Annotated in this window: 22 protein-coding genes; 14 read left to right on the top strand and 8 right to left on the bottom strand. The window is 64.6% G+C overall.

Going from position 1 to position 19,570, the window contains the following annotated elements:
* The first annotated feature begins 31 nt into the window (after nucleotides 1-31).
* The 3 genes from AC56QX_RS16815 to AC56QX_RS16825 are packed head-to-tail and all read left to right on the top strand — an operon-like array spanning nucleotide 32 to nucleotide 1,915.
* Nucleotides 32-769: an SDR family oxidoreductase gene (locus tag AC56QX_RS16815; protein WP_497117466.1), complete on the top strand. Its 738-nt coding sequence runs from the start codon at nucleotides 32-34 to the stop codon at nucleotides 767-769.
* An 8-nt stretch (nucleotides 770-777) separates the two neighbouring features.
* Complete coding sequence (locus AC56QX_RS16820) at nucleotides 778-1,671, top strand: SDR family oxidoreductase (protein ID WP_497117787.1); 894 nt, start codon at nucleotides 778-780, stop codon at nucleotides 1,669-1,671.
* A 31-nt stretch (nucleotides 1,672-1,702) separates the two neighbouring features.
* Nucleotides 1,703-1,915 carry a tautomerase family protein gene (locus AC56QX_RS16825; RefSeq protein WP_497117468.1) on the top strand — a complete coding sequence of 71 codons (213 nt, stop codon included), beginning with the start codon at nucleotides 1,703-1,705 and terminating at the stop codon, nucleotides 1,913-1,915.
* A gap of 420 nt (nucleotides 1,916-2,335) precedes the next feature.
* Here AC56QX_RS16825 and AC56QX_RS16830 read toward each other — a convergent pair whose 3' ends face one another.
* On the bottom strand, nucleotides 2,336-3,331 hold the full coding sequence (locus AC56QX_RS16830) for an AraC family transcriptional regulator (protein ID WP_497117470.1): 996 nt from the start codon (nucleotides 3,329-3,331) through the stop codon (nucleotides 2,336-2,338).
* Nucleotides 3,332-3,406: 75 nt separating this feature from the next.
* On the opposite strand from AC56QX_RS16830, the gene AC56QX_RS16835 reads away from it, so the two are divergent.
* Together AC56QX_RS16835 and AC56QX_RS16840 are read left to right on the top strand one after the other, a co-directional pair.
* Complete coding sequence (locus AC56QX_RS16835; RefSeq protein ID WP_497117472.1) at nucleotides 3,407-4,453, top strand: SDR family oxidoreductase; 1,047 nt, start codon at nucleotides 3,407-3,409, stop codon at nucleotides 4,451-4,453.
* Between the two features lie 140 nt (nucleotides 4,454-4,593).
* The gene (locus AC56QX_RS16840) at nucleotides 4,594-5,694 is read left to right on the top strand and encodes a KamA family radical SAM protein (RefSeq protein ID WP_497117474.1); all 1,101 of its coding nucleotides are present in this window, start codon (nucleotides 4,594-4,596) and stop codon (nucleotides 5,692-5,694) included.
* A 9-nt stretch (nucleotides 5,695-5,703) separates the two neighbouring features.
* Here AC56QX_RS16840 and AC56QX_RS16845 read toward each other — a convergent pair whose 3' ends face one another.
* Genes AC56QX_RS16845 through AC56QX_RS16855 form a run of 3 tightly spaced genes read right to left on the bottom strand, consistent with a single transcriptional unit; the run spans nucleotide 5,704 to nucleotide 10,909 of the window.
* On the bottom strand, nucleotides 5,704-6,342 hold the full coding sequence (locus tag AC56QX_RS16845) for a 4'-phosphopantetheinyl transferase family protein (protein WP_497117476.1): 639 nt from the start codon (nucleotides 6,340-6,342) through the stop codon (nucleotides 5,704-5,706).
* Nucleotides 6,339-6,800, bottom strand: coding sequence for a GNAT family N-acetyltransferase (locus tag AC56QX_RS16850; protein ID WP_497117478.1), 462 nt, complete (start codon nucleotides 6,798-6,800; stop codon nucleotides 6,339-6,341). Before AC56QX_RS16850 ends, AC56QX_RS16845 begins: the two co-directional genes overlap by 4 nt.
* Entirely contained in the window at nucleotides 6,797-10,909 is a 4,113-nt protein-coding gene (locus AC56QX_RS16855; RefSeq protein ID WP_497117479.1) for a Pls/PosA family non-ribosomal peptide synthetase, read from the bottom strand. The genes AC56QX_RS16850 and AC56QX_RS16855 overlap by 4 nt, the downstream gene beginning before the upstream one ends.
* A gap of 425 nt (nucleotides 10,910-11,334) precedes the next feature.
* Here AC56QX_RS16855 and AC56QX_RS16860 point away from each other — a divergent pair, with 425 nt between their 5' ends.
* From AC56QX_RS16860 to AC56QX_RS16895, 8 genes are all read left to right on the top strand, one after another.
* Nucleotides 11,335-11,583 (top strand): DUF680 domain-containing protein, encoded by a 249-nt coding sequence (locus tag AC56QX_RS16860; protein ID WP_497117481.1) that lies wholly within the window; start codon nucleotides 11,335-11,337, stop codon nucleotides 11,581-11,583.
* A 48-nt stretch (nucleotides 11,584-11,631) separates the two neighbouring features.
* Complete coding sequence (locus AC56QX_RS16865) at nucleotides 11,632-11,853, top strand: DUF680 domain-containing protein (protein ID WP_497117483.1); 222 nt, start codon at nucleotides 11,632-11,634, stop codon at nucleotides 11,851-11,853.
* Nucleotides 11,854-11,995: 142 nt separating this feature from the next.
* On the top strand, nucleotides 11,996-12,967 hold the full coding sequence (locus tag AC56QX_RS16870; RefSeq protein ID WP_497117485.1) for an MBL fold metallo-hydrolase: 972 nt from the start codon (nucleotides 11,996-11,998) through the stop codon (nucleotides 12,965-12,967).
* Between the two features lie 31 nt (nucleotides 12,968-12,998).
* Nucleotides 12,999-13,478 carry a tetratricopeptide repeat protein gene (locus AC56QX_RS16875; RefSeq protein ID WP_497117487.1) on the top strand — a complete coding sequence of 160 codons (480 nt, stop codon included), beginning with the start codon at nucleotides 12,999-13,001 and terminating at the stop codon, nucleotides 13,476-13,478.
* A 189-nt stretch (nucleotides 13,479-13,667) separates the two neighbouring features.
* Nucleotides 13,668-14,189 carry a DoxX family protein gene (locus AC56QX_RS16880; protein WP_497117489.1) on the top strand — a complete coding sequence of 174 codons (522 nt, stop codon included), beginning with the start codon at nucleotides 13,668-13,670 and terminating at the stop codon, nucleotides 14,187-14,189.
* 126 nt (nucleotides 14,190-14,315) lie between these two features.
* Entirely contained in the window at nucleotides 14,316-14,915 is a 600-nt protein-coding gene (locus AC56QX_RS16885) for a BA14K family protein (protein ID WP_497117491.1), read from the top strand.
* 110 nt (nucleotides 14,916-15,025) lie between these two features.
* Nucleotides 15,026-15,349, top strand: a complete 324-nt coding sequence (locus AC56QX_RS16890) for a DUF2934 domain-containing protein (protein ID WP_497117493.1) — start codon at nucleotides 15,026-15,028, stop codon at nucleotides 15,347-15,349.
* Between the two features lie 24 nt (nucleotides 15,350-15,373).
* Nucleotides 15,374-15,523: a hypothetical protein gene (locus tag AC56QX_RS16895; RefSeq protein WP_140708733.1), complete on the top strand. Its 150-nt coding sequence runs from the start codon at nucleotides 15,374-15,376 to the stop codon at nucleotides 15,521-15,523.
* 91 nt (nucleotides 15,524-15,614) lie between these two features.
* On the opposite strand, the gene AC56QX_RS16900 is transcribed toward AC56QX_RS16895, so the two are convergent.
* Nucleotides 15,615-16,568, bottom strand: a complete 954-nt coding sequence (locus tag AC56QX_RS16900) for a DMT family transporter (RefSeq protein WP_497117495.1) — start codon at nucleotides 16,566-16,568, stop codon at nucleotides 15,615-15,617.
* A 262-nt stretch (nucleotides 16,569-16,830) separates the two neighbouring features.
* On the opposite strand from AC56QX_RS16900, the gene AC56QX_RS16905 reads away from it, so the two are divergent.
* Nucleotides 16,831-17,595 carry a phytochelatin synthase family protein gene (locus tag AC56QX_RS16905; protein ID WP_497117497.1) on the top strand — a complete coding sequence of 255 codons (765 nt, stop codon included), beginning with the start codon at nucleotides 16,831-16,833 and terminating at the stop codon, nucleotides 17,593-17,595.
* Between the two features lie 134 nt (nucleotides 17,596-17,729).
* Here AC56QX_RS16905 and AC56QX_RS16910 read toward each other — a convergent pair whose 3' ends face one another.
* The 3 genes from AC56QX_RS16910 to AC56QX_RS16920 are packed head-to-tail and all read right to left on the bottom strand — an operon-like array spanning nucleotide 17,730 to nucleotide 19,328.
* Nucleotides 17,730-18,395: a hypothetical protein gene (locus AC56QX_RS16910; RefSeq protein WP_497117499.1), complete on the bottom strand. Its 666-nt coding sequence runs from the start codon at nucleotides 18,393-18,395 to the stop codon at nucleotides 17,730-17,732.
* Nucleotides 18,376-18,789 (bottom strand): phage holin family protein, encoded by a 414-nt coding sequence (locus AC56QX_RS16915; RefSeq protein ID WP_497117501.1) that lies wholly within the window; start codon nucleotides 18,787-18,789, stop codon nucleotides 18,376-18,378. Before AC56QX_RS16915 ends, AC56QX_RS16910 begins: the two co-directional genes overlap by 20 nt.
* 14 nt (nucleotides 18,790-18,803) lie before the next feature.
* On the bottom strand, nucleotides 18,804-19,328 hold the full coding sequence (locus AC56QX_RS16920; RefSeq protein ID WP_497117502.1) for a hypothetical protein: 525 nt from the start codon (nucleotides 19,326-19,328) through the stop codon (nucleotides 18,804-18,806).
* Nucleotides 19,329-19,570 lie beyond the last annotated feature (242 nt).

The raw sequence follows: 19,570 nt of genomic DNA on the forward strand, positions 1-19,570 counted from the left end.
TCCGTGTCACTGACAACACGGAGAGGCTTCCATGACAAATCCAACCAGAACCGCGATCGTGACCGGCGCCTCCAAGGGCATCGGTGCGGCGATCGCACAGCGGCTCGCCCGCGACGGCGTCGCTGTTGTCGTCAACTATGCACGCGGCCGCGCCGAGGCCGAAGCGGTCGTCGGCGCGATCGAAGCCGAAGGCGGCAAGGCGATTGCCGTGCAGGCCGATATCGCCGATCCCACAGGCATCGCCTCGCTGTTCGACGCGGGCGAGAAGGCGTTTGGTGGCGTCGACATCCTCGTCAACAATGCCGGCATCATGAAGCTTTCGCCGATCGCGGCGACCGACGACGCCACCTTCGACACGCAGGTGGCGATCAATCTCGGCGGTGTGTTCCGTGGTATGCGCGAAGGGGCAAAACGCCTGAGGGATGGCGGCCGCATCGTCAATTTCTCCTCGAGCGTCGTCGGCCTCTACCAGCCGGGCTACGGCGTCTATGCCGCCACCAAGGCGGCTGTCGAAGCGATGACGCACATCCTGGCCAAGGAGCTTGGCGCGCGCCGCGTCACCGTCAACGCCGTGGCACCCGGACCGGTCGAGACCGCCCTGTTCACGGACGGCAAGAGCGCGGCGCAGATCGAGGCTACGGCCAAGATGATCCCGCTCGGCCGGCTCGGCCAGCCCGATGACATTGCCGGCGTCGTCGCATTCCTCGCCGGGCCGGATAGCGGCTGGGTCAACGGACAAATCATCCGCGCCAATGGCGGCGTTATCTGAAGGAGACGATCATGCAACAGACAATTTTGATCACCGGTGCTTCCTCAGGCTTCGGCGCGATGGCGGCGCGGGCGCTGGCAAGGGCGGGCCACAATGTCTATGCCTCGATGCGCGACCCCTCGGCACGTAGTGCTGCGGTAGCCGCGATGGAAAACTTCGCTCGTGACGAGGGTGTGGCGCTGAGGACCATTGCGCTCGACGTCACCTCCGATGCCTCGGCGCGGGCGGCGATCCAGCAGATCGTCACTGAGGCCGGCCAGCTCGACGTGCTGGTCCACAATGCCGGGCATATGGGGTTCGGCCCGGCCGAGGCGTTCTCGCCCGAACAGCTGGCGCAGCTCTATGACGTCAACGTCGTCGGCACGCAGCGTGTCAACCGCGCCGCCCTGCCGCATATGCGGTCTCTCGGCCGGGCGCAGATGATCTGGGTCGGTTCGAGCAGCACGCGCGGCGGCACGCCGCCCTTCCTGGCGCCTTACTTCGCCGCCAAGGCCGGCATGGACGCGCTGGCGCAAAGCTATGCGCTGGAACTCGCCCGCTTCGGCATCGAAACGACGATCGTGGTGCCGGGCGCTTTCACCAAGGGCACGGAGCATTTCCACCATGCGGCGGCACCAGCCGACGCGGCGCGCGCCGACGCCTATTGGTCAGGTCCCTATGCCGGTGCCGATCAGCAGGCGCTGAAGGGGCTGGCGTCGCTGGAGCCGGCGGATGCCGATCCGGCCGAGATCGCGGCGGCAATCGTCGACCTCGTCGCCATGCCGCACGGGAGCCGCCCGTTTCGCGTCCATATCGACCCCTCGGACGATGGCGCCGTGATCGTCAACGGCGTTGCCGACCGCGTGCGCGCGCAACTGCTGGAGCGGATCGGCCTTGCCGACCTGCTCCATCCCAAAGCCTGAAATCCAACTTCAACGGAAAAGGAATACGACCATGCCATTCGCCAACATCAAAGTACCGCAGGCCGCACTTTCCAAGGCACAGAAGGAAGACCTCATCCACCGGACCACAGCCATGTTCGTCGACTTTTTCGGCGAGGTCGTACGCCCCACCACGATGGTGCTGGTGGAGGAAGTCCCCGACGGCGGCTATGGCCGCGCCGACGAGGTGTTCGTGATACCGGAAGCCTATCGCGCCAAGGACTAGCCGCTTTGAGCTGATACCCGTCATATGACGACTGGCCGCAGCGGACGCCAACGTTCACTCTGTCCGCGGGCCTGCATGTCGGTTCCCTGAAAACCGATGCCCCCTTTGGGGCGACATGCATCAGGCGGGGGCCAGGTGGACAGCCCCGAGCTGTCCACCTGTCTTGCTTGTGCTTGCTTCCGGTCCGCAGGGTAGGGAACCAAGTTCTGCAAGGTCTGCGCCAGCACCCCCACCCGGACCTTCGGTCCGACCTCCCCACAAGGGGGAGGTGGGGAGCGCAGCTTTTTCGCGTCTCCACAACAACACCGCTCCATGGGTGGATAAGGCGCTTCCTCACCCTCCCCCTTGTTGGGAGGTTCGCTGCGAAGCAGCGGGGTGGGGGTCAGCGCGGCGCTGCAAGGCTTGGCTCGTCGCGAAGTTTCAAGACACCAGGCTCAGCGACTTCGCCTCCGTATCCTCCGACTTTTCGGCTTTCCCCGCGGTCCGATAGCGCTTGGGGGCGGTGCCGGTGGCGCGCTTGAAGGCGTTGCTGAAGGCGCTTTCCGAGCTGTAGCCGAGCGAGCGGGCCAGCACGGCCACGGGCGTATCCTCCTCGCGCAGAGCGCGCTCGGCCAGATGCATACGCCATTGCGTCAAATAGGTCAGCGGCGCGACGCCGGCGGTCTGCCTGAAGTGGAAGGCAAAACTGGTGCGCGACATGGCGGCGGCCCTGGCGAGCTCTTCCAGATGCCAGTCGCGGCCGGGGTCGCCATGCATCAGCTGCAGCGCCGGCGCCAGGCGCGGATCGGCGAGCGCGCGCAGCCAGCCGGCAGGCATCAGGCTCGACGTCTGCAGATGCGCCCGCAACACCTGGATGAACAGCAACTGCGCCAGCTGCGCCGAGGCAAGGCTGGCGCCCGGCTGGCCATCCGCCTGCTCGCGCACCAGCTGGTCGAGGATCCAGCGCAGAATGGTGGCTTGTGGCGACGAGGCCTGGATGTGGATCCAGGGTGGCAAGACATCGGCCAGCAGCCGCCCGCTCGCCTGGTCGAGCAGGACATGGCCGCCAATATGGGCGAAATCCTCGCCGTCGCCGAGCTGCGCGATCTTGCAGCCGGAAAACACCGCCATGGCGTCGAGCGGCGGGACGGACAGGTCGCTGGCGAGGACGAAGGAGCGCCGCGAAGCCAGCAGCAACACGTCGCCGGTTTGCGCCTGCACCGGCTCGTCCTCGCCCTCCAGGCGGATCCAGCAATCACCCTTCACCACGGCGAAGAATTTGATTTTTTCGGGCGCCGGAAAGCGCAGCGCCCATGGCCCGCCGGCGGTGAAGCCGCCCGTCACCATGGTTTGCGCGCTGGTGAATTTGAGGATGTCGGAGAAGGGGTCGCTCGTCATTTTTGTACTTTCGCGCAACTTATGCGGATTTTCAAGCATTCACAATCCGGGCGAGGGCGCATAGCTGAGGGGCGATCAAACGTCGTCGCGAGCGGCGACGACAGAGGAGCCGACATGAACGACGAACTGGTGCTGGTGACCGGCGGCTCAGGCTTCATTGCATCGCATTGCATGCTGAAGCTGCTAGACGCCGGCTACCGCGTGCGCACGACGGTGCGTTCGCTCCAGCGCGAAGCGGAGGTGCGCGCGATGCTGAGGGAAGGCGGCGCCGAACCCGGTGACCGCCTGTCCTTCGTTGCCGCCGACCTGACCGCGGACGCCGGCTGGGCCGAGGCGGCCGCCGGCTGCGCCTATGTCATGCATGGCGCTTCGCCGACGCCCTCCGGCAGCCAGACGCGCGAGGAGGATTGGGTGCGGCCCGCCGTCGACGGCGTGCTGCGGGTGCTCAAGGCCGCGCGCGATGCCGGCGTGAAACGCGTGGTGCTGACTTCGGCCATCGGCGCGGTCGCCATGGGGCATGCGCCGCAGACCAGGCCGTTCAACGAGACCGACTGGACCGACCTCAGCGGCACTGTCGCGCCCTACCAGAAATCGAAGACGCTGTCGGAGCGCGCTGCCTGGGATTTCATCGCTCGCGAGGGCGGCGGCCTTGAACTCTCCGTCGTCAACCCGGTCGCCGTGCTTGGCCCTGTGCTCGCCGCCGACTTCTCGCATTCGATCGGGCTGATCAAGCGGCTGATGGACGGCATGCCCGGCTGTCCCAAGGTCAACTCAGGCTATGTCGACGTGCGCGACCTTGCCGATCTGCACCTGCTGGCGATGACCAGCCCGGCGGCCAAGGGCGAGCGCTTCATCGGCATTTCGGGCCACAGCCTGTGGATGGCGGATGTCGCAAAGGTACTGCGCCGGCGGATGGGCGCGGCCGCGACCAAGGTGCCGAGGCGGGAAATCCCCAACTGGGTGATCCGCCTGCTGGCGCTGCGCGGCGATCCGACGACGAAGATGCTGGCCAGGCATCTCGGCGTGATGATGGACGCCACCGGCGAAAAGGCGACGCGCCTGCTCGGCTGGACGCCGCGCCCGGCCGAAGAGGCGATTGTCGCCACGGCCGAGAGCCTGCTGCGGCTGGGGTTGGTGGGCGGGAAGAGAGGTCACGGGTGAAGACCCCCACAAGGGTGAGGGTGAGGCAACGCCGTGCCCGCGTATTCGACAGCGCGCGACGGGCACATTGGCGCTGCCACAGTGGTTGACCGCGCGGCCCATCCGGCCGATAGGTCCGCGAGACCACTCCGAGACCGCCAATGACCGACCTAAAAGATGCAACCGGCACCCCCGACGCCGCCTGGCAGGACGATGTCCGCCAGGGCGTGCGCCATGTGCGCGATCTTGCCTCCCTGCCGCTGTCGCTAGCCGAGCGCGCAGCGGCACAAGCTGCCGCCGCGCTCCACAAGGTGCGTGCGCCAAAAGCCTATCTCGACCTGATCGACTGGAACGACCCCGCCGATCCGATCCGCGCGCAAATCATCCCGTCGCCGGACGAACTGGTGGAGACGGAGGGCGAGCTTGGCGATCCGATCGCCGACCACGACTTCAGCCCGGTGCCCCGGTTGACGCATCGCCATGCAGACCGGGTGCTGCTGTTCCCGACCTATCAATGCGCGGTCTATTGCCGGTTCTGCTTCCGCAAGGAATCGCTGACCTCGATCGGTCGCGGTTACACGCGTGAGGCGCTGGAGCCGGCGCTGGCCTATATCGCGGATCATCCCGAAATCCGCGAGGTGATCCTGACCGGTGGCGACCCGCTGTCGCTGCCCGACAAGGCCCTGGCCGAGATCGTCGCGCGCATCGAGGCGATTCCGCATGTGCGGTTACTGCGCATCCACACGCGCGTGCCGGTGGTGCTGCCGTCGCGCATCACGTCGGGGCTGGTCGAGGCGCTGCAGGGCCGACTGATGGTGACCGTCGTCACCCATTTCAACCACGCGCGCGAGATCACCGACGCCACCGAGGCAGCCTGCCGGACGATGCGGCAAGCGGGCTTCGTGCTGCTTAACCAAAGCGTTCTGCTTAAAGGCGTCAATGACAGCGTCGAGGTGCTGGAGGAGCTCTGCCGCGAGCTGATGTATCGCCTCGGGGTCAAGCCTTACTACCTCCACCACGGCGACCTCGCGCGCGGCATGGCGCACCGGCGCACGACGATCGCCGAGGGCCAAGCGCTGGTGGAAGCACTGAGGGCGCGGCTGTCGGGCATCTGCAACCCCGTCTACGTGCTCGACCTCCCCGAAGGCGGCGGCAAGGTGCCGCTCGGGCCGTGCCCTATCGAAGCAAGCGACGGGGAGACATGGCGCATTCGCGGGCTGGATGGCGCGGTGAGGGACTATCGGGAGATTGTGAGCGAATAGGGCGGCGCACTATTCGCCCACAAACGCCAGGACGACCACGCGCGGGGCAACGCAGTATCCGAGCCTGACCTTGCGGCCGGTCTTCGTCGTCGCACGCCCTGCATCGAGGTCGACGGCGATATCCTCGTAGCCCAGCACCTCGCGATCGAGCGGATAGGCCGCTTTGTAGACCGCTTCCTTGGCGCAAAACAGGATGCGGCCGGCGAGCCGCCGGTCGGCCGCGCCTGTCCGGTCCGCGCCGGTTGCAACGATCGCGAAAATATCATCCGGCAGGGGCTGGGCGGGCTCGACATCGATGCCGAGCGAGACGATGCGGCCGACAGGCGCGACCGCCGCCACGGCCATGTCGTCGTCATGGGCGAGCGAACCGATTATCCCGTCCGGCCAGACCGGGGCACCGGACGGCGCGCGCGGGATGGCGACGTTGCCGATGCCGATATCGGCCAGCAGCCGGTGCGCGATCCAGCGGGCGGTACCGCTGGCGCGCCGCATGGCCGGCTGGCGCGCGGAGATGGAACGCGCCTCTTCGGGCAGCAGATGGGCCTCGTCCGCGTCGCCTATCAGCCGGCATCCGGTCCGGACACCTGGGGGCGCAATTGCCGCCATCGCTTCGATCAACGCGCCTTCAGGGGAGGGCGGCAGCGTCAACGGTCATCCCTCGGCAGGGCGAGGTCGGCGATCATTTCTCCATCCTCGTCGAGCCCTTCTTCGACGAAACCGGCGGCGCGGTAGAGCTGGCGCGCCGCTTCATTCTCGGGTTCATAGCAGATCGAAACGTGCCTGATGTGGCCGAGCCCTCGGATTTCGTCCATCACCTCGCGCAACGCGGCCTTGCCATAGCCCTTGCCCTGGCTGGCGCGGTCGATCATGAAACGATAGATGCGCGCCTCGTCGTCATCTTCCGGTGCGTCGTACATCAGGAAACCGACGACACGATCCCCGGCCATCACCACACGCGGCCGGGCGTCCTCGTCGGCTTCGGCCTCCTCCAGCGACTCCGCATTGCCAGCGACGAAATCCGTCTGGTCCGGGGCCAGTTCCAACGACGCGACCAAGGCCCGGTTGGCCTCGGTCACGGGAGCGAGACGGACTTCTGCGGCCTTCAAGCCGGCGCCTTGGCGCCGTCTTCCGTGACCGGGATCACGAAGCGATGCAGCTTGGCCGGGTTGCCGCGCCATATGGAGTAGGGCTCCAGCTCTTCGCCCTTCATGACGAAGGAATCGGTATCGGCCACCGATCCTTCACCCATCACGACGCCGTAATGGACAAAGGCCGACGGTCCGAGCGTGCAGCCCTTGCCGATGCGGATGTAGTCGGACTTGAACGCGCCTTCCTCCAGCGAGTGAGCCTGGATGACGCAGCCCTCGTTGAGCGTGGCGTCATCGCCGATCTCGACCAGCGAGCGTTCGGTGAGGTTGGCTCCACCGTCATAGACGCGCTTGCCGACCTTGACGCCGAGCAGGCGCAGGATCATCGGCCGGAACGGCGTGCCGCCAAACAAGTTCACGATCGGCGAGTCCGCCAGCTTCCAGTGGCGTTCGTGACGCCAGAAGTCGACGTCGTAGATCGTCGTTATCCGCGGCTTCAGCCTGCGAAAACCAAGGCTTGCCCGCTCGACAAAAATGTAGAACGGAATGGTGATCGCCGAGGTCAGGAGCACGGCGACGAAGAGAGCGACCTCCGCCCATTCGGTATAGTAGTTCAGCGCCCGGTCCCAGATCGCGATCGTGGCGAACAGCATGACCCATTGCGTTGCCAAGAACAGAAGGATCGTCACCAGATTGTGGCGGTTCTTGAACGGGATGCGCTTGCGCCGGTCGGCCTCGTCGACGCCGGCGATGAGTTCCTTGTCGCGGTTGACCATGCGCGGGATTTCAAAGGCAGGCGAACCCAGGAGCCCGACATTCTCGCGCAGCGGCCCATCGATGGGGATCATCACCTTGGTGCCGAGCAGGACGTTGTCGCCCGTGCGTCCATCCGGCGGATAGTAGATGTTGTTGCCCAGATAGTTGCGTTCGCCAATGCGCGTCGGCTCGAGCCGGAACGCGGAGGCCGACTTGTGCATGTTGATCATGAACAGGCCGTCCGACACCATGGTCTCGGTGCCGATCTCGCACAGGAGCGGGTTTTCGTGCTGCTGGTTGGAGCCGAAATTGGAGCCGGTCTGCACCACCTTGTTGAGGTTCCAGCCGACAGCGCGCATGTAATAGACGATCGCCGAGCTGTCACCGAACAGCAGCCCGAGCACACGTGAATTGCTCGAGAATTCGGTGGCCGCCTGCAGCCAGTAGCGGAAACCGTAGAGCGCGTAGGTGCGGCCTGGCTTCAGCACCAGGCTGAGCAGGCGCGGCAGCAGGGTCGCGGCGAGAAAAGCCACGGCGATATAGCCGAAAAGCGTGACCGTGGTGCCGATCGCGACTAGGCCGATCGTCTCCTGATAGTCGTCGCCGACATTCTCCCAATAGCTGTGGAACAGCAGCGGCAGCGGGATGACAACGGCAAACAGCCCGATCAACTGCACCGCTTCGAAGAGGAAGCGTCGGATGTCGGACGGGTTCTCGTTGCGCACCTTGCAATAGTCCGCCGTAGTCGGCACGGCCGGCGACCCATGCCAGTGTTCGCCGTCCGGAATGCTTTGCCCCCGCTGCAGCGAGGACGAATGGCCGAGCTGGCCGCCGTCGCCGATCGACGTGTCGATGTCGAGCGTCGAGCCGACGCCGACGAAGGCATCGCGACCGATGGTCAGCGGACCCATATGGATGTAGCCGGACTGCGCCCGAAAGCCGAGGATCAGCGATTCCTTGCGCAGGATGGTGTTGGCGCCAATCGAGATCAGATCCGTGCAGACGGGCACGGACCGGGATTCGATGACGGCGTTCTTGCCGATCCTGGTTCCCAGCAGCTGCAGATAGAAGCTGTAGAGCGGGCTGCCACGGAACAGCACGACCGGGGCGGTGCGGATCAATGTCTTGACCACCCAGAAGCGGTAGTAGCGCAGGCCCCAGATCGGGAACGCCTCGGCCTTCCAGCGGCCGACGAGCACCCATTTCGCCAGCACGGCAAAGCCCGTCATGCCGAAGAAGACGCCGGACGAAAGCGCTACGCACCTGATGTAGAGCTGCAGCGGATCGTCGAGCGCGTCATACATCCAGTTGAGGCCGATGTTGATCGCCCACAGCGCCACATAGCTGTAGACCCCGTAGAACAGCAACTGCGCCATGCCGCAGGTCCAATAGGCAAAATTCGATGCCCGGCGGGTGAGGACAGGCTCGTTGGTGGCCGTCGTCATCTCTTCCGGCACGCTCAAATGTTTGGCCAGGCGCGCGACCGTCGGATAGAGATAGATGTCGCGCATGGACGTCGTCGCCCATTCCTTGCGGGTGCGCACGCGGGCGCAGAAATGCGCCATCAGCAGCGAATTGGCGCCGAGATCGTCGAAGAAATTGTCCTCGACCGACACGTCTTCGAATTTCAGCACCGCGGCCAGCGCCTCGGCCAGGAAACGTTCGTCGTCATTGCCGGGCGCCACCATCTCCCGGTCGGCGGAAAGCCGCACACTTGTCGGCTTCGGCAGCTGGCGCAGGTCGACCTTGTTGGAGACCGTCATCGGGATGACAGGCAGTTCCTCCAGATAGGAGGGCACCATGTAATCCGGCAGGCGGCGCTTCATCGTCTGGGCAATGTCGGCGCGCGAGAGCGCCGGCTGGCCGGCCTTGCGTGCGTAATAGGCGACGAGCTCGACGCGGCCGGGCTCGATCTCCCAGGTGGTGACGGCAGCTTGCGCGATCTCCGGCTGGTCGAGCAGCACCGCCTCGATCTCGCCGAGTTCGATGCGATAGCCGCGGATCTTCACCTGGGTGTCGATGCGCCCGGCATACTCGATCTCGCCATCCTCGTTGATCCGGCCAAGGTCGCCCGTGCGGTAGATGCGCTGCGACGGGTTGTTCGGCAGGCCGAGGAAATCGGCGATGAATTTCTGGTCGGTCAGGTCCTGCCGGTTGAGATAGCCGACGGCGAGGCCGATGCCGGCGATGCCGATCTCGCCCAGTTCACTGGGCTCGGCCAGTTCCGGCAGCGAAGGGTCGAGGATGACGATGGAATAGGTGGGCAGCGGCGCGCCGATGGTGACGGGCTTGTCGGGCGTCAGCGCGCCCATCGTTGCCGTGACGGTCGCCTCTGTCGGGCCGTAGGTGTTGAGGATCTGCCGGCCGGGCTTGGACCAACGCACCACCAGATTGTGCGGGCAGGCTTCGCCGCCGACCAGCAGCGTGCGCAGGCTGGGCACGTCAGACGTCATCGACGACAGAAGGGTCGGGCTGCAGGCCATGCAGGTGATGTCGTGAAGACGCAGGAAATCGGCGAGCTCTTCGCCGACGAGCGGCATCTGGCCGGGTGCGGGCACCACGGTCGCGCCGGCGACGAACGGCACCCAGATCTCTTCGGAAGAAAAGTCGAAGGCGATGGTCATGCCCTGGTAGACGCGGTCGCCCGGCCGGTAGCCGTAGGATGCGGCGGCGACGCGGATGAAGTTGACGAAGCTCTGGTGCCTGACGGCGACGCCCTTCGGCCTGCCGGTCGTGCCCGATGTGTAAAGGATGTAGCAGATGTCTTCGCCGGCACTGGATGCCGGCGCCTTGTGCGGCTTCAGCGGCGCGCCGGACTGTTTGGAGATCTCGGCGGCGGCGCTGTCGATCAGCACATGGGGAACCGGCAGCTGATCGGCGCGCGACGCATAGGTGGCGATGGTGACGATCAGGCTGACGCTGGCGTCTTCGATGATCAGGGCCATGCGCTCTTGCGGAAAGGCGGTGGCCAGCGGCACGAAGGCGGCGCCTGCCTTCACGACGGCGAGCACGGCGACATAGGTCTCCGCCGACCGGTCGAGAATGAGCCCGACCCGGTGGCCCGGCCGCACGCCGCGCTTGATCAGCACGCGGGCGAACTGGTTGGCGCGGCTATCCAGCTCCTCATAGGTCCAGCTCCGTCCGTCGGAGATCACCGCCGGCAAGGTGGCGAATGTCTGGGCGAGCTGCTCGAAGACTTTGTCCAGCCGCTCGTCGGGCTGACCCGCCATAGCGAAATCGGCGCCCGTCAGGATCTGGGGGCGGGCGACCATTGCGGAGCCGGTTTTCGGCTGCGCGTCGCCAATTTCGGGCTCTCTGCCCGGCCTTGCCGCGTCCCTGTCCAATGCGGCGATATCGATACCGTAATCCATTTCCAAACTTTCTCGCCCTGACTGCGTATTGCCGGGCTGCCGCCGCAATTGACAGGCCTTGCCGGCTGCACTGCCGATGCATCTGGTGCGTGTGCGGCAGCCGATTCCCGGCCGTTGACGGACGCTTATGCCATCCGATCTTTTCGCCAGTTTTTCCGAACTGTTGAATATTGTTTCTGAAGTGTGTCTGGGGGGCTGTTTTCCCCCTCCCGCCTGTTGGCTCTTCGGGGAGGGAATGGAGCAGCGCGCTTCACTTACCCTCTGGCTGCAAAACGGCGCCAGTGCACCATCCGAGCCCTGATTCCGGCCCTTCCAAAAAATCTCACCGCCCTCGGGAATAAAGCACGGCCCTGCCGGGTCTTCACTACAGCGGGGCCAATCTGCCGGCCCGCGACGCGAAGAAACGAAACAAGGATTCATCAGAAATGACCAAGCTCGCTCTCAGCGTGGCTGCGATGTTGCTTGCCTCGAGTGCTGCCTTTGCCGGCAGCGACCATTTCGGCGCCGACAACGCCAACCAGCCTGTCGCCTCCGTCGACACCAATGCCACCGCGTCCATCCCCTACACGGCGCAGCAGAACGGCGTCGACGCCAAGGTGACGACCGGGCCGAGCCAGGGCTCGGTGCAGGACATCATCAACCGGCACAACGACGAAAGCCTCTGGGGCCGCTGAGCGCGCTCCGGCCTTCAAGCAAATTCTCAACAAACAGGAACCATCGTCATGAAAAACATCGCTCTCACCACTGCTGCCATCCTCGTTGCCACCACTGGCGCCTTTGCCGGCAGCGACCATTTCGGCGACCGCCCCGTCAACCCGACGACGGCCACCATCGACAACAGCTACACCGCCTCGATGCGCAAGCCGGACATGGTCCGGCACAGTTCCCAGGCGACGATGAAATCTGATGCGGATGAACCCGGCCAGGGCATCTGGGGCAACTGAGTTCAGGGGTTGGGACACCCTCGAGGTCCCGACCCGGTCCGCAATCAGGACGGGGGGCCATGTGGCGTGGCCCTCCGTCACTCCTGGAATTTCTCGCCTTCCGACTTTTACCACCGCCACGCAACCCCACAGGAGATAACCCATGTTCAGCATGACACGCCGCACACTGCTTGGAACCGCCACTGCTGCCGCTGCCTTCGGCCTTGCAGGCAAGCTTGAATTCACCCGCCCTGCTTTCGCGCAAACGCCGGTGGAGCCGACCGTCGGCTTCTACAAATACACGGTCGGCGACATCGAGGTCACCGCCATCTATGACGGCATCTGGAAGAAGCCGCACGACCCGGCCTTCATCAAGGATGTTTCCGTCGACGACACCAAGGCGGCGCTCGCCAAGGCGGGCCTGACCACCGACTTCATGCCCATTCCGCTCACCGTCGTCGTGCTCAAGATGGGCGGCAAGCTGATCATGATGGATGCCGGCTCGGGCGTCGGCCAGTGGCAGGCCAACGCCACGCACCTGCCGGCCAACATGGCCGCCGCCGGCATCGACTACAAGGCGATCGACACCATCATGATCTCGCATTTCCACCCCGACCACGTCTGGGGCCTGATGGAGAAGGGCACCAACACGCCGGTGTTCCCCAATGCCGAGCTGATCGTCAACGCCACCGAATACAATTGGTGGACCGACCCCAGCCGCCTGGCCAAGCTGCCCGAAGGCCGCAAGCCGGCGGGCAAGCGCATCGCCGAAAATTTTCCGAAATGGAAGAACTGGAAGCTGGTCGAGGACGGTGCGGAAGTCGCGCCCGGCATCCAGATCATCGCCGCCCCCGGCCACACGCCCGGCCACTCGGTCTACCTCGCCAATTCCGGCAAGGAGCAGCTGATGATCTCGGCCGACACCATGTATGTGCCCGCCCTTCTGGCGCCGCATCCGGAGTGGCAGGGCGCCTACGACCAGGACGGGCCGACGGCGATCACCACCCGCCACAAGATCATCGACCAGGTGATCGCGGACAACATCCGCATTTCCGGTTCGCACTTCCCGTTCCCCGGCACCGGCGTCTTCGTCAAGGACGGCAATGCCTATGGCTTCACCCCCGTGCAGGTCTGAACGCGGCAACCCAAACCAAGCGAGAAAGACGATGATACAATCCTTCCTGGGCAAAAACGCCCTCTACGGCCTGCTCGGCGCCATTGCCGTGCTGACCGTGGTTCCCGTCGCCACCATCATGCCGGCCTATGCGGTCGATGACATCGAGGGTGCCGACGCGCCCGACCTCACCGCCGTCCAGGCCAAGATCGCCGCCAAGGACTACAAGGGCGCGCTGGCCGATCTGCGGGACCTGGCGCAGGACAACCAGCAGGCCGACGTCTACAATCTGCTCGGCTTCACGCTGCGCAAGACCGGCGACTTCACCACCGCGCTGACCTACTACAACAAGGCGCTGGAGCTGAAGCCCGACCACAAGGCCGCCCGCGAATATCTGGGTGAGCTCTATGTCGAGACCGGCGACATGGCCAAGGCCAAGGAACAGTTGGCGTCGCTGCAGAAACTCTGCCCCGCCGGCTGCGACGAGCTTTCCGACCTGCAGAAAGCCATCGACACCAAGGTGACGCAGTAAGTTCCCCTGGCGCCAACCTCAACCTAGTGAATCCCAGCTCGGGCGCTCGTGGCTGGCGCCCATTGCCGGAGCCGGCGCTCTCCCTCGAGCCGGCTCCGGCCTTTTCGAACTCATATCCGGCAGGCGACATTCCCGTGCATCCCCAGGCGGGCGCGGCGCCTGCCTGTGCCCAAAATTGGAGGCTGCCCCATGAACCCGACCGAACTCGCCGCGAAGCTCACCGGCCTCGCCATGAAATACCACATCAGGGACGTGACCCTGCTTGTCGGCCGCCTGCTTATGTCCTTCATCTTCCTGCATGAGGGCGTCACACTGGCCACCCATTTCGACGGCGCCGCCAAGGCGATGGCCGCTCAGGGCGTCGGCCTGCCGTTGTTTGTCGCCACCATCGCCTTGCAACTGGGGGCAGGGCTCTCGGTGGCGACGGGCGTGCTGACGCGGCTGGGCGCCATCGGCCTCGGCCTGTTCTGCCTGGCAACGGCCACGCTGTTCCACACCAACTTCGCCAGCCAGGCCGAGCTCTTGAACTTCGAAAAGGATCTGGCGATTTCAGGCGGCATGTTCGTGCTGGCCGTCGCCGGCGCCGGGCGGATCTCGCTGGATTGGCTGTTGGGGCTCTATCTGCAGAAGCGGCAGCGCGACAAGGACATGGTGGCGGCATTGCTGGCCGTGGAGAACGACTTCACGGTGGATGTGCGGCTGCCGGTTTGAGGCGACGAGGCGGTCTGCCTTGCGCAGCGGCAGGCCGCTCGAGTCGCCGACCCTTGCCATATGCTCGCATGCTGGAACCAGTCTTGATGCTCCGCATTCTATTAGCAGGGACTCAAGGAGTGTGTGATGAAAGCGGTTTTGGCACTGGTCGGCGGCTTCGTGCTGACGCTTGCGGTCTTCGCCAGCGGGCTGGCTTTCGCGGCCTGGCTGATTGTCGCCAAGCCCGTGCATCAGGCGAAGCCCGCCGACAGTGTCTCGCAGCTGTGGACCAAGGACGCACAGCCCGTGGACAAGGCGGCGCAAGGCCTGGAGCGCGTGGCCGCCGCGCAACCCGCGGCGCCCGACGCCGCCGCCAGGATGCAGGCGCCCGACCCGACCAATACGGGCGCGGTGCCGCCGGGCGAGCAGCAAGCCAGGCTGCCACCTGCCCATGTCAGCTGGTGCGCCGACCGCTACCGCTCCTACAATGCCGACGACAACAGCTACACGTCCTATAGCGGACAGCAGCGGCCCTGCGTGTCGCCCTATCTGGACACCGCCGCCGACCAGAGCGCGCAGCAGCCCGCCGAAGTCAGCTATGTCGAAGGCGGCGCCGCGCCCCTGGTTGCAGCAGCGGACCTTTCGGACGACCACGTCCAGTCCTGCTTCAGCCGCTACCGTTCCTACCGCCCCGAAGACAACAGCTACCAGCCATATTCCGGCGGGCCGAGGCGCCAGTGTGAGTAGGGGCGGCGGCTGCTTGACTCGCGCACCATCCCTGGACATTCGATCACGCAAATTTTTTGGATCGTTCGCACCGGCCCGGCGTTCACCCCTCACACAAGGGAGAAACCGACATGACCGATGACCGCAACGAAAAAATCCGCGACCGCGCCTACGCCATCTGGCAACGCGAAGGCGGCGCCCATGGCGACCATGATCGCCACTGGCACCAGGCCGCGATGGAGATCGACCGGGAAGCCGCTTTGCCGCTGACGGCCGACGACGCGCTGCCGCAAACCCGTGAGATCGCCAGCACCGACGTGCTGGAGGTCGAAGCGCTGGCCGTGCGCACCGGCATATCGGGCGACGAGGCGCAGGCGCTGATCGACCGCCTGGGCAGCGACCGCGCCGCAACTGAGCAGGCCGCGCGCAACCTCAAGGCCAATCGGAAATCCTGATCGATCCTAACTGGGGAGAGCGAGATGATCCGCAAACTCAAGGACGGAAAATACCGGCTTTATTCGCGCAAGAAGGACGAGAAGACCGGGAAACGGCGGAACCTGGGTACGTTCGATAACCGCGAGGCGGCGGAGAAGCATGAGCGCGAGGTGCAGTATTTCAAGCGGCATTGAGGCTTGCCTCTGGACGTCGCGATGGTGATGCACCACCAAAAGCCGACATCGGTTGGCCAAGCTCACGGCCCTGCCGTCGCTCGCAAGATGTCTACGCCAGGCGTGGTTGAGCTGGCCTTACCACGGTGGTGAGGACGATGCCGGCGACGATGAAGGCCGCACCGACCAGATCGTAATCGTGCAAGCCCTCGCCGAGCAGAAGATAGGCGAGAATGGCCACGAACACCGTCTGCAGGTAGAGCAGCATGCTTGCCCGGCTCGCGCCGAGCGTTTCCACGCTTTTGTTGTAGAGGTAGTACATCAAGGCGCCGCCGGGGCCTGCCAGATAGGCGAGCGCGAGAATGCTGTGGACGTTCATGGCGGAGCGTTCGTCGTTGAACAATTCCCACAAATGGAAAGGCAAGGCGACCAGCGCACCGGCGCCGAGCAGCAGCACGACCATCGGCAGCATTTCGATGCCGAATTTGGCACGGCGCAAAAGCACGGTGTAGAGGCCCCAGCAGAACGCGCTGCCGACGATCCACAACTCGCCGGCGTTGACCTTCAGTTGCAGCAGCGCCGTCAGGTTGCCGTGGGCAACGATGAAAATCATCCCGGCAAGCGCGACCAGCGCGCCAAGCGATTTCCACAGCCCGAGCGGCTCGCCAAGCACGAAACGGGCGAGCACCATCGTCATGACAGGCGACAGCGCCATGATGATGCCGGCCGTGGTGGCGTCAGTGTGGTTGAGGCCATGGTAGATCATACCCTGGCAGAGCGTGAGGCCGATCGCCCCCACGGCGACGACCTCCACGGCGCGCGTTCGCAAAAGCCCGATCATCGCGTCGTGATGACGGTGCACGATCGGCAGGAGGATGGCGCAGGCAAGCGTCAGCCGCCAGAAGCAGAGGCCCCAGGGCGGCATTTCAGGCGCCACCCATTTGGCCGCGATATAGACGCCAGCCGAAAGCAGCCAGCACAGGACGGCGGCCGGATAGCCGGCCAAGGAGGATATGGGACGGGCCACGGGTTGCGCGGCCTGATGCGCTATCGGCATTGCCTGCATGTCATGCCTCCCCCTTCGATGACCTTGGCCAGACGGGGCAACATACCCTGTGTCGTTGGGTCGTGCATCCGTTTTGAAAGGGTGGGGAATCTGCGCTCGGCCGCACTTCGATTGAGCGAGGACGTTCTTGCCGGTGAGGGGATGCGACGACCGGAACGGGTCAACTCACGGCATCACACATCATACATCGGACGTTCGGCCTCCGCTGTCGTTGGTCCCTGCACCACAAGCGGAGCACTGCCTTGGGGCGCGCGGCGTTCACTTGCACCCTGAAATGTGCGATAATCGTGCACCGTTTGGGAGCACTTCCATGCGACATCTCCGGTATGCACTTGCCGCTTGCTGTTTTGCACTTTCGTTGTCATCGGCGCCGGCTGAGACGCTGCGGCTTCCCGACAACCTGACCGGGTTCGACACCGATCAAGGAGAAGCCTATCTCGTTGAGAGTGACGCCCGCGAAGCCTATTTTGCTCTCGCCAGCAATTTCCTAACCCAGAAAACGCAGTCGTTCTGTGGCGTGGCGAGCATCGTGATGGTGCTCAACTCGCTTGGCGTGCCGGCGCCCGAGGTGGCGGAATACCAGCCCTACCGCACTTTCACCCAGGACAATGTTTTGGATGAAAAGACCGACACGGTGCTGCCCCGAGTCACGCTGGCAATGATCGGCATGACGCTCGACCAGATTGGGGGCATCCTCGCCACGAAGGGGGTCTCGGCTTCCGTCTATCACGCCGCGGATACGTCGCTGGACGATTTTCGGAAAATGGCGCGAGCGGCGCTCAGCGACAAGGGGCGCTTCGTCATCGTCAACTATCTGCGCAAGGCGATGGGCCAGGAAAAGGGCGGTCATATATCGCCGCTTGCAGCCTACGATTCCAAGTCGGATCGATTCCTGATCCTGGACGTCGCGCGCTATAAATATCCACCTGTCTGGGTCTCGGCGAGCGACCTCTTCACGGCCATGAACACCACCGACAGCGACAACGACAACAAGACCCGCGGTTTCGTTGTCGTCGCCCGGCAATAGAGCCTCTGACCCATTCGTGCCGCCGCGACCTGCGGGCCGAACGACTGCTTTGTGCCGTATCCATGACCGCGGTCGCCTCGCTGGTAAGCTCGAGGGGGCTGAACGCAAGAAGTGCGCCTGACGCTGTCCGGCAATCACGCGTCGGGCGGCTTGCGTACCTCTTCATTACGCACGAAATAATCGCTCGCCAACGCCAGGACAGCCAAGAAGGCGGCGCTATACCGCGCGAAGCCAAAGGCCTCGGCCGCCGCAAGTTTAGCGCCGCGCTTGTGCTCACTGACAAACTGGGCCGCCACGTCCCGGACTTCGTCGGCTGCCTTGCCGAACAGCGCCTGCTCTTTGGCTGTTGGCTGAAATGCACGGCCGATGAGATGGCCGAGAAATAGCCCTCCTGCGGAGCCGGCTATGACCTTGGCTCGCTCGAGGTTTGACAGGCCACTTCGCGGAAGTGCGTGGTACCGGCTTGGTCCAGCATCGGCATGCCCGCCGCTGGCAAGTGTTTCAATGTCCGCGCCCGCATGTCCGGCGGCGACATTGCCGCCAGCGCTTCTCCTGCCGGCATCGAAGACAGCAACGGCACCCAGGGCCACAGCGGCCGCGGTGCCACCATTCTCCTTGACGGCATCGGAGACGCCACCAAGGACCCCGATCACCTTCTGTTTGGCGTAGTGAGTGGAGGCTTGCACCAGATGCCTGGGTTGGAGCCTGCGGCTCAACTCGCTGACCGGCCCAAACAGCGCTTGCCGTTCAGCGCGGCTTTGCACCAGTATATCCCGGATCTCATTGCTGGGTTGAGCCATAGCGTATCCCCTGCTTCAAGGTTGCGAGGTCTGTCCGCACCTGGTTGACGGTTTCTACGGGCGTGATGGTCCATCCGATCAGCGCGCGCCTGGCCAAATGCAGAGATAGCATCCCTGCGACGATCAAAACGGCGCCGACGATCAGGCAGGCGAACATCGCGCCGACCCCAAAATGGATCATCGCAAGGATGAGGAACTGAACCAGGGCGAATGCTGCCAGGACAAAGAACATGGCGGCAGCCACGCCGCATGCGCCCGACGACACGATCGTCGTGGTCTTGGCCCGCATCTCCGCTTCGAGCAGGCGAAGGTCGAGGCGCATCAACGAAGCAAATTGGCTTACAGCTTCGCTGAGCACGCTCCCGAATGGCCGGTGATCCATTCCGTCATCCATGCGCGTGGTCCTTCTCAGGACCGATCGGAGCTTCGCATGATCCGCGTCAGCACCACGCCGGCGAGGATGCCGACGCCGAAAAAGGCGGCCGGCTGGCGCTGCGCGAACTTGGTGACGGAATCGAGCAATTCGCCGACATTGCGGTCCCTGATATCGGTCGAGATGCGCTCGACGCCTTCGGCAGCATTGCGCACCATGCTTGCAACCTGGGGCGACTGCTTCTCGATGCCGTCGGCCGCGTCCTTCACGGAATGGGCGATATTGGCGATCGCATCGGCGCCTGCGGTCTTGTTGGACTCGACGGCGTCCTTGAAGGCGCCGGCGGCATTGGATGCCACAGACCCGGCATAGTCCCTGGCGTCGCTCGACACTGAAGCCGCCGCATCTTTCAGATGCGCGGCGGTTTCTGCCGCACTCGTCTTCAACTTGCCGAGCGCTTCCTTGCTGTCGCTGGCACGTTCAGTGCCCGCATTGCCCTGCCAGCCGTTCTCGTTGGCGATTCCTGATCCCGAAAGGTTGTCTGTATCTAAGGTGTTCACGGCGAGTCACTCCTGTGTTGATAGGAGTTGAACTTCGCCATCAACAAGCGGTTCCGGCAGCTAGCAAAAATCCCTGAGCTGATCGGAATCTCGGCAAAGTAAGCTGGGTGTGGCAGGATACCCTGCCAGAACACGAAGTGCGCCCGGCGCCGCGATCTCAGGCAGTACGCCTCAAGCGGAGGGTGGGCTCTCGGGCCCTGTCGAGACAATCAGCGTGTTGCGGGTGCGAACGCAGTTGGCGT

This window comes from Mesorhizobium sp. RCAM 06353, assembly GCF_059683585.1.

Excerpts from the sequence above, each read along its gene's own strand:
- AC56QX_RS16815 (WP_497117466.1), top strand. The coding sequence starts at position 32 with ATGACAAATCCAACCAGAACCGCGATCGTGACCGGCGCCTCCAAGGGC.
- AC56QX_RS16825 (WP_497117468.1), top strand. The coding sequence starts at position 1,703 with ATGCCATTCGCCAACATCAAAGTACCGCAGGCCGCACTTTCCAAGGCA.
- AC56QX_RS16830 (WP_497117470.1), bottom strand. The coding sequence starts at position 3,331 with ATGCTTGAAAATCCGCATAAGTTGCGCGAAAGTACAAAAATGACGAGC.
- AC56QX_RS16835 (WP_497117472.1), top strand. The coding sequence starts at position 3,407 with ATGAACGACGAACTGGTGCTGGTGACCGGCGGCTCAGGCTTCATTGCA.
- AC56QX_RS16840 (WP_497117474.1), top strand. The coding sequence starts at position 4,594 with ATGACCGACCTAAAAGATGCAACCGGCACCCCCGACGCCGCCTGGCAG.
- AC56QX_RS16855 (WP_497117479.1), bottom strand. The coding sequence starts at position 10,909 with ATGGATTACGGTATCGATATCGCCGCATTGGACAGGGACGCGGCAAGG.
- AC56QX_RS16860 (WP_497117481.1), top strand. The coding sequence starts at position 11,335 with ATGACCAAGCTCGCTCTCAGCGTGGCTGCGATGTTGCTTGCCTCGAGT.
- AC56QX_RS16865 (WP_497117483.1), top strand. The coding sequence starts at position 11,632 with ATGAAAAACATCGCTCTCACCACTGCTGCCATCCTCGTTGCCACCACT.
- AC56QX_RS16870 (WP_497117485.1), top strand. The coding sequence starts at position 11,996 with ATGTTCAGCATGACACGCCGCACACTGCTTGGAACCGCCACTGCTGCC.
- AC56QX_RS16875 (WP_497117487.1), top strand. The coding sequence starts at position 12,999 with ATGATACAATCCTTCCTGGGCAAAAACGCCCTCTACGGCCTGCTCGGC.
- AC56QX_RS16880 (WP_497117489.1), top strand. The coding sequence starts at position 13,668 with ATGAACCCGACCGAACTCGCCGCGAAGCTCACCGGCCTCGCCATGAAA.
- AC56QX_RS16885 (WP_497117491.1), top strand. The coding sequence starts at position 14,316 with ATGAAAGCGGTTTTGGCACTGGTCGGCGGCTTCGTGCTGACGCTTGCG.
- AC56QX_RS16890 (WP_497117493.1), top strand. The coding sequence starts at position 15,026 with ATGACCGATGACCGCAACGAAAAAATCCGCGACCGCGCCTACGCCATC.
- AC56QX_RS16895 (WP_140708733.1), top strand. The coding sequence starts at position 15,374 with ATGATCCGCAAACTCAAGGACGGAAAATACCGGCTTTATTCGCGCAAG.
- AC56QX_RS16900 (WP_497117495.1), bottom strand. The coding sequence starts at position 16,568 with ATGCAGGCAATGCCGATAGCGCATCAGGCCGCGCAACCCGTGGCCCGT.
- AC56QX_RS16910 (WP_497117499.1), bottom strand. The coding sequence starts at position 18,395 with ATGGCTCAACCCAGCAATGAGATCCGGGATATACTGGTGCAAAGCCGC.
- AC56QX_RS16915 (WP_497117501.1), bottom strand. The coding sequence starts at position 18,789 with ATGGATGACGGAATGGATCACCGGCCATTCGGGAGCGTGCTCAGCGAA.